Source organism: Candidatus Binataceae bacterium, from assembly GCA_035500095.1.
Lineage (GTDB): Bacteria > Desulfobacterota > Binatia > Binatales > Binataceae > JAKAVN01.
On sequence record DATJXN010000108.1, the window covers coordinates 1 to 13,979 of the forward strand.

Sequence of the window (13,979 nt, forward strand, 5' to 3'; positions counted from 1 at the left end):
CGCGGGGGGGGGCAGCCGCGCTGATGCTCGCGCGTGAGTATTGCCCCGGCCCATTCATCATAAAGGAACCGCCTGCGTCCCCGCAGGGACGCGGGCCGTTTCGATAGATCAAACTATCATCCGCGGCGCGTCGCAGCACGCCCGCGCGCGCGCGAAAGCGGCGCGCGCAACGAAAGAACGCGTGCCGGCGGCGGAAGAAAAAGACGGCGGACCCGAGGGTCCGCCGTCTTTTCTATTATCGATTCACCGCGGGGCGCCCGCGCTGGCGCGTGCGCCGCAGGCGGTTCGCGCGCTTACGCGTCGTAGTAAAGCGCGAACTCGTACGGATGCGGCCGCAGGCGCATCTGGCTGACCTCTTTCGACATCTTGTAGTCGATCCAGGTCTCGACCAGATCTTCGGTAAAGACGTCGCCTTTCAGCAGGAATTCGTGGTCGCGCTTGAGATTGTCGAGCGCGGCTTCAAGCGACGCCGGCATGCTGGGCACCTCGGCCAACTCCGCCGGAGTCAAAGCATAGATGTCCTTGTCCAGCGGCTGGCCCGGGTCGAGCCGGCGCTGGATGCCGTCGAGTCCCGCCATCAGCATCACCGAAAATGCGAGGTACGGATTGCAAGTCGGGTCGGGGAAGCGCACCTCGATTCGCTTGGCTTTGGGCGACGGCGAATACATCGGGATACGCACCGCGGCCGAACGATTGCGGCTCGAGTACGCCAGGTTGATCGGCGCCTCGAAACCCGGCACCAGGCGGCGATAGGAGTTGGTGCCCGGATTGGTGAACGCGGCGATCGCGGGCGCGTGATGCAGGATGCCGGCGATGTAGTGCAGCGCCAGCTCCGACATTCCCGCATAGCCCGAGCCGGCGAAGAGCGGGGTCTCGCCCTTCCAGATGCTCTGATGGGTATGCATGCCGGAGCCGTTGTCGCCGAAGATCGGCTTGGGCATGAAAGTTACGGTCATGCCGTGGCGGATCCCGACGTTCTTGCAGATGTACTTGTACCAGGTGAGCCAGTCGCCCATTTTCACCAGCGACTGGAAGCGCATGTCGATTTCAGCCTGGCCGGCGGTCGCGACTTCGTGATGCTGCTTTTCGACGCGGATGCCGACGCGCTCCATCTCGCGCACCATCTCGGCGCGGATGTCCTGCAGGCTGTCGTTGGGCGGCACCGGGAAGTAGCCTTCCTTGTAACGGGGCTTGTAGCCGAGGTTGGCGCCCTCGCGTCCGCTGTTCCAGAAGCCCTCCTCGGACTCGATATGGAAGTAGCTCGAGTGCTGGTTGGTGTCGTAGCGGATGCCGTTGAAGATAAAGAACTCGGGCTCGGGGCCGAAGTAGGCAGTATCGCCGATACCGGTGGACTTGAGATAGGCCTCGGCTTTGCGCGCGACGTTGCGCGGGTCGCGCGAATAGTCGGCGCGGGTGATCGGGTCCGAGATGTCGCAGATCATGGTGAGGGTGGGTTCCTTGGTGAAGGGCTCCATCACCGCGGTCGCGGGGTCGGGGATGACCAGCATGTCGCTGTTTTCAATCGACTGCCATCCGCGAATCGATGAGCCGTCGAAGCCGAGGCCCTCGTCGAACGGCGACTCATCCTGGAATTCGCTGATCGGCGCGCTGAAGTGTTGCCACTGCCCCAGCAGGTCCATGAACTTCAGGTCCACGGACGTGGCGCCCTTGTCCTTGATCATCTGGAGAACTTGTTTGGGAGTCATCGAACGCGTAACCCTCCTGGCCGCTTTAGGGGCGGCAACCCCATATATTTTTCCGATTGAGACCGACGTCGCCCGCGATTAAATTTGCGAACTCACTTTCGTATGTACGATAGCGGACTCGCGCCCGTCGCGGCGAACGACACTGGTACGTACGCGGCGTATCACGCTTTCTGTCACGAAAATTCACCTAACGCAAACACCCGCATTACTTCTGAAACACGAGTCGCACAGATGCGGTTTGATGCCGTTTTAGGCATCATCATGCCGACCGCACAGGCTTGGCCGCGGCCCGCGCTGTTGCGAAGCAATGCAATTTGCCCGCATCACGGCTCCGAAATTCCGCGGCTCCGCTAAACGTAGCGCCGCACCTCAGCCAACGGTCCGCAACAACGCAAAGTAGATGCCAAGCAGCGCGAGGCCCATCGGGACGCCGATTTTCGCCCAGGCGGCGGCGCCAATCCGCAGCGCGCCGGCAGCCACGATATTCGGGATGTTGCCCGGGATGAGCATCCCGCCCGCCACCAGCAGGGCGACTATCGCCTCGCGTGCCCGCGCCGGGTCCATCGGATGCATCTCCAGGGCGACCAGCGTCGCGTTGTCCATCGCGGCCGAAACCGAGTTCGCCCAAAACAGCGCCGAGTGCCCAAGCATCGGGACGTAACGCGCCGCGAGCGGCGCGAAGGCTTCGCCCACGAGCACCAGCCCCGCGATGAAGCAGTAAACTTCAAGTCCGCGGAGCAGGGCGAGGACGACTGACTCGCGAACGAGCACCACGGTCGGCGCCCCGGCGGCGGCATCGAAACCGTCATCGCCCATGGCAAAGAGGGCGGCGGCGATCGCGCAGGCGAGCATCCCCGGTAACACGTACGGCGCAAGCATCGCGAAGAGGCCCCCGAAGTCGAGCCCAAGGCCGCTCGCCGCGAGCGTCGAGAGCGGCCCACCGAGCGGTGTCAGCGCGGAGCCCAGGCCGATGACGAAACATCCGGCGACCGCGACTTTGGTGCGCGCGCCCGGACCCAGGCGCATCAGCTCGATCAATTCCGTCAGCATCAGCGCCGCGACGACCGCGGTGAGGATCGCGGAGAGCAGGCCGATCGCCAGGGCCGCTCCGCCGCATAGCAGCGGACGCGCGATCCGCGCCTGCATCCATCCAAGAGCGCGATCGAGCGAGCCGCGCACGCGGCCGAACACGACGTCGGCGACGATCACCGCGAGCGTGATCCAAAGCGGCACGCGTGCGGCGCGGCCCACGACCTCCCATCGCCAAGCCCGCGCAAGCGTCATCGAGATCAGCCCCATCGCGAGGAAAAAGATCTCGATCCGCTCTTCGATCGTGCGCGATACGACCGGCCCAAGCAGCAGCAGTCCGAGGAGCACGACGGCAGCCGCCGGGCTCATCGCAAATCAACCGGGTGCGGGATTTGAAGCGGCCGCGAACGCATCCGATTCTTATAAACGAGCGCGGCAACGCGGTCGATGCTGAGCCGCAGTGCGCGCGGGTTACATTGGCTGCGCACGGGTTGTAATAATGGGGTCAGTGGTTAAGATGCGCGTAGCCTGATCGGCGCGAAGCGGTCGCCCGCGGCTTTTGCCTTTGCAGGCGATGTTTTCAACCGCTCTTATATTTTTCGCATGAACCTTAGCATCGACGGGATGGTGACATGGATTTCGATCTGACCGGGGCGCAGCGGGAAATCGTCGAGGGCGTGCGCGCGATGTGCGCGCGCTTCACCGACGAATACTGGCGCGCCAAGGACGCGGCGCACGAATTTCCGCACGACTTCTACCAGGCCGTGGCCAAGGCCGGTTACCTCGGCGTGGCTATCCCCGAGGAATACGGCGGCAGCGGACTGGGCATCACGGAGGCCGCGCTGGTGATGCGCGAGGTCGCGTATGCCGGCGCGATGAACGCGGCCAGCGCCATCCATCTGTCGATCTTCGGGCTCACCCCGATCGTGCTGCACGGCAGCGAAGAGATGAAGCGCCGCCATCTGCCGCGCGTCGTCAGCGGCGAGTTGCACGCGGCCTTTGCCGTGACCGAGCCCGACGCCGGCAACGACATCACCCACATCAAGACTTTCGCCCGGCGCGAGGGCGACAACTACGTCATCAACGGGCGCAAGGTCTTCACCACCAAGGCGCAGGAAGCCCACAAGATGCTGCTGCTCACGCGCACCACACCGTTCGAGCAGGCGGCGAAGAAGACCGAGGGGATGAGCCTGTTCTTTGCCGACCTCGACCGCGACGCGATCGAGGTGCGCGAGCTGCTCAAGCTCGGGCGCCACGCGGTGGACACCAACATGCTCTTCATCGACAACCTGAAGGTGTCGGCGGCCGATCTGATCGGCGAGGAGGGCAAGGGCTTCCGCTACCTGATCGACGGGCTGAACCCGGAGCGCATCCTGATCGCGTCGGAAGCGATCGGGATCGGGCGCGCGGCGGTGGACAAAGCGGTGCGTTACGCCAAGGAACGGATCGTCTTCGGACGACCGATCGGCCAGAACCAGGCCATCGCGCATCCGCTCGCCGACGCTTACGCCAAGCTCGAGGTGGCCGAGTTGATGATGATGAAGGCGGCGTGGCTGTTCGACCATCGCAAGCCCTGCGGACCCGAGGCCAATATCGCCAAGCTGCGCGCCGCGGAAGCCGGCTTCGAGGCCTGCGACCGCGCGGTGCAGACGCTCGGCGGCTATGGCTACATGCGCGAGTACGACGTCGAGCGCTATTTTCGCGAGTGCCGGATGCTGAAGATCGCGCCGGTCTCGCAGGAGATGGTGCTTAACACGATAAGCGAGCACGTGCTGCATTTGCCGCGTTCGTACTGAACCGCGTCGCAAGCCTGCGCCGGCGCCATGCGCAAAGGTACGCTTTTCATCCTGCTGGGAGCGATGGCTTTCGCGGCGATCGTGTTCGTGCTGCTGACGCGCACGCAGCCGGTCAAGGTGCTCGACAGCCATTTCGAACACGAAGGCGACAGCGTCTTCGTGTCGGGCGATTTGCGCAACACCGGCGCCAAGCCGGCGACGCTCGACCTGGAGATTCACTACTACGACAGCGCGGGACGGCCGCTCGGAGAGGACCGGATGCAGGTCGGCCCGCTCGAGGCCGGCGCCGAGCGGCATTTTCGCGGCCCCGCGCACGTGCCCGGCACGGTCGCGAATTTCTCGCTCTATCTCAACCAGGGGCGCAATCCTTACGGTAATTGAGGGCTTAGGGCTCCGCGGCGGGGGGCGCCGGAGGTCTAGCGCCGATAGGGGATATCGATGGCAAAAGCGAACCAGCGAACCTTCGGCGCGGTCATCCGCGAGCGCCGCCGCCGGCTCGACCTCACGCAGGAGGAAGTTGCCCGGCGGATCAGAACTTCGACCCCGTACATCGGTCACCTCGAATCCGGCAAGCGCCATCCTTCGGAGAAGGTGATCGCACGGCTAAGCGACGTGCTGGGCCTGCAAAGCCGCGAGCTGTTTCTGCTCGCCAACCCCCGCGCGCGCGATCTGCTGAGTAGCGCGAACAGCGGCGGCGGCGGGAATCATCGCTCGGTCTGGGAGGAGTTCCGCAACGACGAGCGCCTGCGGCGCGCCCACAGCATCAGCGCCGAGGAAATGGACGTGCTGGGGCGGGTGGCCGCGATGGGCGAGGCGCACTCGCCGCGCGACTTCATTTATATTCTGAACGCCATTCGCCACGCGCTCAGCCACTAGCACGGCGCGCGGATAACAACGGCGGCGCCCGCAGTGGCAAAGTCGGCAGCATCCAATTAAGCTCGCGCGAACTGACGATGCCCGAATCACTATCAGCCGAGGCCGCGGTGGCGATGGCGGCGCGATGGCCGCGGCGCTACACCGTCATCGTCCTGTTCGCGCTGTCGACGGTGCTGTGCTACGTCGACCGCGTCAACATCTCGATCGCGATCATCCCGCTCGCCCATGCCAAGGGCTACAGCGACGCCGAGCGCGGCCTCATCCTGTCGTCGTTTTTCTGGGGCTACCTGTGGTTTCAGTTGCCCGGCGGACTGCTCGCCGATCGCTTCGGCGGCAAACGCGTACTGGGCGCGGGCGTCGCGCTGTGGTCGGTCGCGACCTTTCTGACGCCTCTGGCAACCGTGTCTTTCGGCCTGCTGCTGCTGATGCGGGGCGCGCTCGGCGCGGGCGAGGCCGTCAACTTCCCCGCGATCCATTCGATCGCCGCGCGCTGGACGCCGTCCTCCGAACGGGCGCGCGCGATCTCGCTGCACTTAAGCGGCACCGCGCTCGGCACCATCGTCGCGCTGCTCGCGAGCCCGCCGATCATAATCGCCTTCGGATGGGAAGCCGTGTTCTACATCTCAGGGTTGATCGGACTGGCATGGCTTGCGGTCTGGTGGTGGAAGGCGGATGACCGGCCCGAGGATTCGTCCGGCGTTACGCCCGGCGAACTGGCGGAAATACGCGCAGGGCGGCAGGATGTCGGCGCCGCCGAGGCGATCCCGTGGGGCGAAATCTGCCGCGAGCCGGCGGTGTGGGCGATCGTGATGGCCCATCTCTGCAACAACTACGGCTTCTACATCCTGTTGCTCTGGCTGCCGAGCTACCTGGACCAAACCTTCCACGTTCCGCTCAGGGACCTTGGCGTGATGGCAGTGATGCCGTACGTGGGGGCCTTCGTGATCTCCAATTGCAGCGGATGGCTCGCCGACAGCCTGCAGCGTCGAGGGATGCGGATGACGGCAGTGCGCAAGACGCTGGTGACGATCGCGTTCGGACTCGCCTCGCTCGCGGTCTGCGCGATGCCGCTCGCACACACGGCCACGCAGGCTGTGGTGCTCGCGACTCTGGCGGTCAGCGGCGGCTCGATCGGGTTGGGCGGATGGGGCGTCAACCATCTGGACGTCGCGCCGCGTTACGCGGGAATCCTGATGGGCATCTCGAATACCTTCGCCACCCTGCCCGGCATCGTCGGTGTCGCCGCCACCGGCTTTATCGTGCAGGCGACCGGCTCCTACTCCGACGTGTTCTATATTGCCGCCGCGGTTTACCTGGCCGGACTCGTTGCCTTCGACGTCTGGGGCAGCGGTGAGCGCAAAATCTGAGCGGGCGACGAGCGCGGCGCTGCCCGCGTTGCCTTTACAATTACTTTTTGATCACCAGCCTGCTGAGCGCCGCGTGCAGCGCCGGTCCTGCGGCGACGAAGCCGTCGAGCTTGACGTGCTTGCGATTGAAGCGGATCGGATGGCCGTGGATGTCGGTCATCAAGCCGCCCGCTTCGGCAATCAGCGCGGCACCCGAGGCGATATCCCACTCGCTCTTGGGCGTGGCGGTGAAAGTTGCGTCGGCCTGTCCCGCCGCCACCAGCGCGAGCTTGTAGGCGACGCTGCCGATCGGCTTGGCGACGATCGTGTCCTTGTAGGCGCCCCACTCGCCGCGCGCCGTCTCGCTGCGGCTTGCGAGCACTACCGAGCCGGCGAGGCCGGCGGCATCGGTCACGTGAACGGGACGATCGCCGAGAAAGCATCCGGCGCCGCGCGCGGCCCAGAACAGTTCGTTGCTGATCGGATTGTAGGTCACGCCGAGCACGGGCACGCCGTCTTCGGCGAGCGCGATCGCGACCACGAATTCCGGCAGGCCCTTGATGAATTCCTTGGTACCGTCGAGCGGGTCGACGATCCATACCCGCCGGCGCGCAAGCCGCTCGGCATTGTCGGCGGTCTCCTCGGAGAGCCATCCGTAATCCGGAAAGGCGCCGCGCAGATGCTCGCGCAGCGCGGCGTCGGCCTCGAGGTCGGCCGAGGTCACGGGATTGTCGCGCCCTTTGGAGCCGACCTCGTAACCGCCGTCGCGGAAATGGCGGCGCAGGATTTCTCCCGCTTCCAGAGCGCCCGCGCGCGCGTGCTCGACCTCGCTCGCCAGCTCTCCGCCCGGCGCCCGCTTCGTCACGTGCCGTTCGCGCGCGCTCATGATTCGCCGCGGCGCAGGCGCTTGCGGCGCACGCGTTCGTAGGCGGTGCGCAGCCGCGCGCTCATCGCCTCGCGCTCGTCATAGAGCCGGCGCTGCTTGCGCGGCTTGCGGCGCGCGAGCGCGTAAGCCGTGATGAGCGGCAGCGCCACGGTCGAATCGACGTAGCAAACCACCGAGTCGGGCAGCCGGTTGGGATCGATCTTGCCCCAGCTCACGGCCTCCGAGGGCGTCGCGCCGCTGAGGCCGCCGGTGTCGGGCCGCGCGTCCGTCACCTGGAGAAAATAGTCGTGGCCCTTTTCCGCCACGCCCATGACTTCCTGGATCTGCGGCTCGGTCTGCAGGACGAAATTCTTGGGCGAGCCGCCGCCCAGGATGAATACCGCGCTCTTCATCCCGGCGGCCTTGGCCGCGTATACGATCGAGGCGGTTTCGTTGACATCGGCGAGCGGATCGAGGCGCAGGCCGTAGCCCTCGACTTCGAGCAGCGCGAGGTTCATGCCGATCGACGAATCGCCAGGCGACGAAGTGTAAATCGGCACTCCGCATCGATGCGCCGCCGCCAGCATCGAGCGGCTCTGCAGCTTGAGCACGCGCTCGCGCTCGGCCACGTAGCGGCCGGCGCGATGATGGAATTCGGCGCTGCTCATCGGATGCTGGAACTCCTCCTGGCGCGCGATCTGGCGGAAGAAGGCGTCGGTCGAGAGCAGCACGCGGTAGTCGAAAAAGATGTCGTAGATCCTGACCACGCCGGCTTCGCGCAGCGCGACGTCGTCGGCCTCGGCCGATCCCTGGAACATCTTGAGGCCCAGGGCAAAGTGCGTGTCGTGATAGAGGTTGGCGCCGGTGGACACCGCCCAATCGACGAAGCCGTTTTCGATAAGCGGAATCAGACAGGACATCCCGAGCCCTGCGGGGGTCAGCGCGCCGGTGATGCTCATCCCGACGACCACGTCGGGCTCGAGCATTTTTTCGACGAACAGGCGGCAAGCCTCGCGCAACCGCCGCCCGTTGTAGGCAAGGAACGACGCGTCGATCAGGTCGGCCGCGGTCATGTCGCCGGTGACTCCGGCAGGGTTGATCGGCGCTCCGCCGATTCTTGGTTTACGTGATGCCATCGACATTCCCGGGATGATTTTACCGTCGCGCGGAGCGAGCGCCGCGTCCGCCGCGCTCAGTCCCTGCGGGGCGCGCTCGCGCCCGCCCTCCAGCGCAGAAATCCTATCCGCCTGCGCTCCGCAAAGCCATCGCGCCGCAGTTTGCCACACCATCGGCGAGCATTTAAAATTGCGCCGGGGACCAGATTTCATCCGCCGATAATCTCGCGCAACCCTCCGGGAGACCGCCGATGGCGATAATTGCGATGAGTCAGCAGCTCGGGTCGAGGGGCTACGACCTCGGCCGGCTCGTGGCCAAACGGCTGGGCTACCGCTTCGTGAGCAGAGAAGATCTGATCACGCAGGTTTCTCGCGATTACAACGTCACCCCCGACCAACTGGTCGTGCTCGACGAACGCCAGCCGCATTTCTGGTCGCGACTCAAGACCGAGGGCGAGCGCTTCGCGTCGTTCTTTCGCGCGACCCTGCTGCGCGAGATGGCGCAGGACCGCCTGGTGACCATCAGTCCCTCGGCGCCGGTCTTTTTGCCGCCCTACGGATGCGGGGTCAAGGTCCGCACCGTCGGACCCTTCGACGAACGGGTAAAGGCGGTGTGCGAGCTGGAGAATCTCACCCCGATCGCGTCCCAGCGCCGCGTGCGCGACGCCGACCGCGAGGTGCGTGCGCGTATCCAGACCCTGATGAGCGTCGATATCGACGACCCGGCCTCCTACGACCTGGTGATCAACGGCTACGGCGCGCCGCTGGAGATCGCGGCCGCGGGCCTTGCCGCCTGCGCCGAGCAGATTGACGCGCGTATCGGCGCGCAGGAGTGGCAGCAGATGCGCGACGCAGCGACCGCGGCCCAGGTGCGCGCCGCCTGCCACGCCCATCCCAAGCTCGGACATGCGCCGATCGAAGTGCTTTGCACCAAAGGCGCCGTGCAGGTGCGCGGTCCGGGTCTGGTGCCGCCGTGGGACGATCTCGCCAACCAGGTCGCAAGCAAGATCGAGGGCGTGCGCTCGGTGGCCGTCGAAGCCGACGCGACTCCGACCCCGGTCCGTCCCGACTGAAACCGCTTCAGTTAGTGCGCAAACTGATCCTCTTCCTCGCGACCGGCTTTTATAGCGGTTACGCGCCGTATGCTCCGGGCACGGCCGGCTCGGTCGTGGGACTCGTGCTGGCAGTGGGGGTGACCGTACCGCTTGCCCGCCGCTCTCCACTCGCCGCGCTCGCGCTTATCGCGGCGCTGTTCGCGATCGGATGCTGGGTCTCGGGACGCGCCGAGGCGCTGCTCCATCAGCACGACAGTTCACACATCGTGATTGATGAAATAGTCGGAATGGCGCTAACGATGTATCTCTCTCCGGCGGGGGACTGGATGACGTACGGCGCGGGCTTTTTGCTCTTTCGCCTGTTCGACGTGCTGAAGCCCGAGCCCGCCGGGCTGGTGGATCGCCGGATGCGCGGAGGCGTCGCGGTGATGCTTGACGATATAGTAGCGGCCATATATGCGAACCTCGTGCTGCATGCGCTGGCGCTGGCAGTTGCGCTTTAGCGCGGCGGATTCTTGCACGGCCCGGCTCGCTCGGGCCGAGGGAGCTATCGATGATTCAAAAGGCGGTCATTCTCTCCACCGGCGACGAAATCACCGCCGGCCGGATCGTGGATACCAACTCCAACTACATCGCCGACAAGCTCGCCGAAGTCGGCCTCGAGGTCGCCGCCGTGCTGACCGTCGGCGACGTTCCCGAGCGCCTGGAGTGGGCCTGGAAAACCGCGATGGCGATGGCCGACGTGGTCATCTCGACCGGCGGAATCGGGCCGACCGCCGACGACCTGACCAACGAGACGGTCGCGCGCATCACCGGCAAAAAGCTGGTGCGCGATCAGGAAAGCGTCGATCACATGACGCGCATCTTCGCCTCGATCAACCGCGTGATGCCCGAGAACAACCTCAAGCAGGCCGACCTGCCCGACACCTCCGTGATCGTGCGCAATCCACTCGGCACCGCGCCGGGCTTCCGGATGGCGGTGCCGCAGGCCGGCGGCCATATCTGCCACCTGGTCGTGCTTCCCGGTGTGCCGCGCGAGATGAAGCCGATGATGGAAGACACCGTGCTGCCGTGGCTCAGGAGCAATCGCGGCACGGACACGATCTTTGCCGTGCGCGTCTTCCAGACTTTCGGCATCAGCGAATCCGGACTCGACGAAGCGGTCGCGGGACTTATCAAGCCCGAGGAGGCGCGCGTGGCCTTCCGCGCAGCCTTCCCCCAGATCTCGCTGCGCGTAACCGTCGAGGGCAGGCCCGGCGAGGCCGATCGCAAGCTCGACGAACTGAGCGAGCGCGTGCGCGGGCGAATCGCGAACTTCATCTACGCCGAGGGCGACGCCTCGATGGAGGAGGTGATCGCGCGGCTGTTCACCGAGCGCGGGCTCAAGCTCGCGGTCGCCGAATCCTGCACCGGCGGCCTTATCGGCCATCGCATCACCAACGTCGCCGGCTCGTCGAAATATTTCGTCGGCGACTTCGTGACCTACTCCAACAGCCTCAAGACCGGCCTGCTCGGCGTGCGCGAGGAAACGCTCAAGGCGCACGGCGCGGTGAGCGAGCAATGCGTGCTCGAGATGGCGGCCGGCGCGCGCGAGCGCGCGGGCGCCGACGTCGCGATCGCCACCTCGGGCGTCGCCGGGCCCGAGGGCGGCACCGCGGCACATCCGGTGGGCACGGTATGCCTGGGGCTGGTCGGGAGCAGCGGAGTAAAAGCCGCGCGCCGCTATCAACTGCGCGGTAATCGCGACTGGATAAAAACCCTCACCGGGCAGGTCGCGCTCGACTGGCTGCGCCGCTATGCGCTGGGATTGCCGATCGGCGACGCCACGCTGTTCCGCCGCTAGCCCTGCCGGTTTCGCCGGACTCCCGAGCCATCTCCGTGGCTTCGGACCGCGATGCGCGCGCGCCTTGACTTCGGCTCGCGTTGGCATCATTGGAAAGGGTGTTGGGAATGGAAGGTGGCGATGGATGTTGGGCGGCCCGTAGCGCCGCCGGTTACGAACTCAATGGTCCCTTGCGGGGAGGGACGATGACGCAGTACTGGCCATTCTCGAGCCTGATCCGGCACGGCGCGTTGCGCGAGCGGCTGATCGTATCGCTCGATCTCGGCACTCCTGCTGAGGCGCTGCGACTGGTCGATGAGCTGGCGCGCGTGGTCGGAATGTTCAAGGTTGGTAAGCCGCTTTACCTCAACTGCGGACCCGACTTCGTGCGCGAGATCCGCCGCCGCGGCGGTGAAGTCTTCCTCGACCTCAGGTTTCACGACAGCGCGCCCGCCGTTTGCAAATCCGCTGTCGAGGCGACTCGCCTCGGCGTGCGCATGTTCGATCTTTATTCTCACGGCAGTTTAGAGCTGATGGACCGCGTACGCGGCGAAGTGATCCGCGTATGCCGCGCCGAGGGACTGCGCCGCCCGCAGATCATCGCGGTCGCGATGCTTGCGGCCCTCGGCCACAGCCGTTCCGCGCCGAGCGCGGCGGACGGCGGATGGGGCGCGCGGCGGGTCGTGCAGATGGCCAAACTGGCGGCGGATGCGGCGCTCGACGGCGTTTTGACTTCGCCGCACGAAACCGCGCGGCTGCGCGCCGCCTGCGGCCGGCGCTTCAACGTGATCAGCTCCGGAATGGGCCGCAGCCGAGGATGGGAGGCGAGCGAGTTTCCGTTCGGCGCCGCCGAAGCGGTGCGGGCGGGCGCCGACTATCTGGTCGTCACCAATCCGATCTGGAGTGCCAACGATCCGCTGCGCGCGGTGCGCGAAATAACCGACGAAATGGAACGCGGATTGCGCGCCAATCCGCGTCTTGCCCTCGACCTTCGTCCATCCCGGCCGTTCTGACGCGCAGTGCCGCCCTCCCCGCTCCTGCTGAGATCTCGCGCCCCTGCGCTCGGGGGCGGCCCCTTTCGTCCAATGACTCCGATCGGCGCGCGCCGGCTCGACTCGCCATCCCTTGCGCGTATTGTGTTAGCACTTACTTGAGCGAGGGAATGGGCTGAAATGTTCGTCTTGTTGGGTCTTCTGGCGCTCGCCGTGGGCGCGGGCTTTATCGGGGCGCTCTCGGGGCTGGGCGGCGGAGTGTTTATCGTGCCCGCGCTGCTGATTCTCGCGCACGTTCCGATGCAGGTCGCGGTCGGCGCGAGCATGATCTCCGTAGTCGCCACCAGCGCCGGCGCGAGCGTCGCCTTCGTGCGCGACGGCTGGACCAACCTGCGCGTGGCGATGGTGCTCGAGTGCGCAACCGTCACCGGCGCGGTAACCGGCGCTTACCTGGCGGGGATCGTACCGCCGTGGGTGCTCGAACTCTTGTTCGCGCTAATGATGCTGCAATCCGCCTACTTTACGGTCACCAAGGCCGGCGATTCGATGGTGCCGCGATGCGACGCGCTTGCCGAACGCCTGAAACTGGGCGGCCGGATACCGGCCGACACCGGCGGTACGGACCTCGAATACGGCGTGGTCAACGTGCCGGGCGGCGCAGCCCTGATGGTGGTGGCGGGCCTGATGTCGGGCCTGCTCGGGATCGGTTCGGGCGCGCTCAAGGTGATGGCGATGGATTACGTGATGCACATCCCGCTCAAGGTCTCGAGCGCGACCAGCAACTTCATGATCGGAGTGACCGCGGGCGCGGGCGCGCTGGTCTTCCTCGCGCGCGGCGACGTCGCCACGGTGATCGCTGCGCCGGTCGCGCTGGGAGTCACCGCCGGAGCGCTCACCGGCAGCCGGGTGCTGCCGCACGTCAACGTCCAGGCCCTGCGCAATCTGTTCGTGATAATACTGGTTCTGATCGCCGTCGAGATGGGATGGCGCGCGCTGAGCGGATTCTAGATGAACAACACCACGGCCGACGAAGAACGAATTCTGCGGGTCTGGACCCCGATCATCCTGCGCACCATCCTGGTGGCCGCAATCGCAATCCTGCTGGTCGGCCTGTTGAGCACCGCATGGCAGTCTCCCGGCTACTATATCGAGCGGTTCCATCGTTTGCAGAAGTACGGGCACCCGCAATATCGCGACACCATCGTTACGCTCGTCGCCGCCTCGCTCAAAGGAGAGCCGCGGCCGATTATGACGCTCGGCCTGATGGTGCTGACGCTGGTGCCGCTCGCGCGCGTGGCCTTCTGCTTCCTGCTCTTCCTCAAGGAACGCGACTTTACCTATGTCGCGTTCACCGCTTACGTTCTAATCGGGCTGGTC

Annotated in this window: 14 protein-coding genes; 10 read left to right on the plus strand and 4 right to left on the minus strand. The window is 65.9% G+C overall.

The window, feature by feature from the left end; all coding sequences use genetic code 11:
- Positions 1-293 precede the first annotated feature (293 nt).
- Both glnA and VMI09_10705 read right to left on the minus strand, forming a co-directional pair.
- A complete protein-coding gene (gene glnA / locus VMI09_10700; protein HTQ25156.1) occupies positions 294-1,706 on the minus strand; it encodes a type I glutamate--ammonia ligase in 1,413 nt (470 codons plus the stop codon).
- Between the two features lie 369 nt (positions 1,707-2,075).
- Positions 2,076-3,104 carry a DUF1646 family protein gene (locus VMI09_10705; GenBank protein HTQ25157.1) on the minus strand — a complete coding sequence of 343 codons (1,029 nt, stop codon included), beginning with the start codon at positions 3,102-3,104 and terminating at the stop codon, positions 2,076-2,078.
- Between the two features lie 263 nt (positions 3,105-3,367).
- On the opposite strand from VMI09_10705, the gene VMI09_10710 reads away from it, so the two are divergent.
- From VMI09_10710 to VMI09_10725, 4 genes are all read left to right on the plus strand, one after another.
- Positions 3,368-4,531 carry an acyl-CoA dehydrogenase family protein gene (locus tag VMI09_10710; protein HTQ25158.1) on the plus strand — a complete coding sequence of 388 codons (1,164 nt, stop codon included), beginning with the start codon at positions 3,368-3,370 and terminating at the stop codon, positions 4,529-4,531.
- A 27-nt stretch (positions 4,532-4,558) separates the two neighbouring features.
- Positions 4,559-4,912: an FxLYD domain-containing protein gene (locus tag VMI09_10715; GenBank protein HTQ25159.1), complete on the plus strand. Its 354-nt coding sequence runs from the start codon at positions 4,559-4,561 to the stop codon at positions 4,910-4,912.
- 57 nt (positions 4,913-4,969) lie between these two features.
- Positions 4,970-5,407, plus strand: coding sequence for a helix-turn-helix transcriptional regulator (locus tag VMI09_10720; GenBank protein HTQ25160.1), 438 nt, complete (start codon positions 4,970-4,972; stop codon positions 5,405-5,407).
- 77 nt (positions 5,408-5,484) lie between these two features.
- Entirely contained in the window at positions 5,485-6,774 is a 1,290-nt protein-coding gene (locus tag VMI09_10725) for an ACS family MFS transporter (GenBank protein ID HTQ25161.1), read from the plus strand.
- Between the two features lie 40 nt (positions 6,775-6,814).
- Here the strand turns inward: VMI09_10725 and VMI09_10730 are convergent, their stop codons facing one another.
- Positions 6,815-7,639, minus strand: coding sequence for a 3'(2'),5'-bisphosphate nucleotidase CysQ (locus VMI09_10730; GenBank protein ID HTQ25162.1), 825 nt, complete (start codon positions 7,637-7,639; stop codon positions 6,815-6,817).
- Positions 7,636-8,946 carry a deoxyhypusine synthase gene (speY, locus tag VMI09_10735; GenBank protein HTQ25163.1) on the minus strand — a complete coding sequence of 437 codons (1,311 nt, stop codon included), beginning with the start codon at positions 8,944-8,946 and terminating at the stop codon, positions 7,636-7,638. Before speY ends, VMI09_10730 begins: the two co-directional genes overlap by 4 nt.
- Positions 8,947-8,984: 38 nt before the next feature.
- On the opposite strand from speY, the gene VMI09_10740 reads away from it, so the two are divergent.
- The 6 genes from VMI09_10740 to VMI09_10765 form a co-directional block, all read left to right on the plus strand.
- Positions 8,985-9,806 carry a cytidylate kinase-like family protein gene (locus tag VMI09_10740; GenBank protein HTQ25164.1) on the plus strand — a complete coding sequence of 274 codons (822 nt, stop codon included), beginning with the start codon at positions 8,985-8,987 and terminating at the stop codon, positions 9,804-9,806.
- 14 nt (positions 9,807-9,820) lie between these two features.
- Complete coding sequence (locus VMI09_10745; protein HTQ25165.1) at positions 9,821-10,291, plus strand: phosphatidylglycerophosphatase A; 471 nt, start codon at positions 9,821-9,823, stop codon at positions 10,289-10,291.
- Between the two features lie 50 nt (positions 10,292-10,341).
- Positions 10,342-11,631, plus strand: a complete 1,290-nt coding sequence (locus VMI09_10750) for a competence/damage-inducible protein A (GenBank protein HTQ25166.1) — start codon at positions 10,342-10,344, stop codon at positions 11,629-11,631.
- Positions 11,632-11,816: 185 nt separating this feature from the next.
- Positions 11,817-12,623, plus strand: a complete 807-nt coding sequence (locus VMI09_10755) for an orotidine 5'-phosphate decarboxylase / HUMPS family protein (GenBank protein HTQ25167.1) — start codon at positions 11,817-11,819, stop codon at positions 12,621-12,623.
- A 159-nt stretch (positions 12,624-12,782) separates the two neighbouring features.
- Complete coding sequence (locus tag VMI09_10760; GenBank protein ID HTQ25168.1) at positions 12,783-13,610, plus strand: sulfite exporter TauE/SafE family protein; 828 nt, start codon at positions 12,783-12,785, stop codon at positions 13,608-13,610.
- On the plus strand, positions 13,611-13,979 hold a 369-nt coding region (locus VMI09_10765; protein HTQ25169.1), incomplete at its 3' end, for a DUF1634 domain-containing protein.

What these genes read in the sequence shown, in the direction of transcription:
- glnA (HTQ25156.1), bottom strand. Translation starts at nt 1,706, where the DNA reads ATGACTCCCAAACAAGTTCTCCAGATGATCAAGGACAAGGGCGCCACG.
- VMI09_10705 (HTQ25157.1), bottom strand. Translation starts at nt 3,104, where the DNA reads ATGAGCCCGGCGGCTGCCGTCGTGCTCCTCGGACTGCTGCTGCTTGGG.
- VMI09_10710 (HTQ25158.1), top strand. Translation starts at nt 3,368, where the DNA reads ATGGATTTCGATCTGACCGGGGCGCAGCGGGAAATCGTCGAGGGCGTG.
- VMI09_10715 (HTQ25159.1), top strand. Translation starts at nt 4,559, where the DNA reads ATGCGCAAAGGTACGCTTTTCATCCTGCTGGGAGCGATGGCTTTCGCG.
- VMI09_10720 (HTQ25160.1), top strand. Translation starts at nt 4,970, where the DNA reads ATGGCAAAAGCGAACCAGCGAACCTTCGGCGCGGTCATCCGCGAGCGC.
- VMI09_10725 (HTQ25161.1), top strand. Translation starts at nt 5,485, where the DNA reads ATGCCCGAATCACTATCAGCCGAGGCCGCGGTGGCGATGGCGGCGCGA.
- VMI09_10730 (HTQ25162.1), bottom strand. Translation starts at nt 7,639, where the DNA reads ATGAGCGCGCGCGAACGGCACGTGACGAAGCGGGCGCCGGGCGGAGAG.
- speY (HTQ25163.1), bottom strand. Translation starts at nt 8,946, where the DNA reads ATGAAATCTGGTCCCCGGCGCAATTTTAAATGCTCGCCGATGGTGTGG.
- VMI09_10740 (HTQ25164.1), top strand. Translation starts at nt 8,985, where the DNA reads ATGGCGATAATTGCGATGAGTCAGCAGCTCGGGTCGAGGGGCTACGAC.
- VMI09_10750 (HTQ25166.1), top strand. Translation starts at nt 10,342, where the DNA reads ATGATTCAAAAGGCGGTCATTCTCTCCACCGGCGACGAAATCACCGCC.
- VMI09_10755 (HTQ25167.1), top strand. Translation starts at nt 11,817, where the DNA reads ATGACGCAGTACTGGCCATTCTCGAGCCTGATCCGGCACGGCGCGTTG.
- VMI09_10760 (HTQ25168.1), top strand. Translation starts at nt 12,783, where the DNA reads ATGTTCGTCTTGTTGGGTCTTCTGGCGCTCGCCGTGGGCGCGGGCTTT.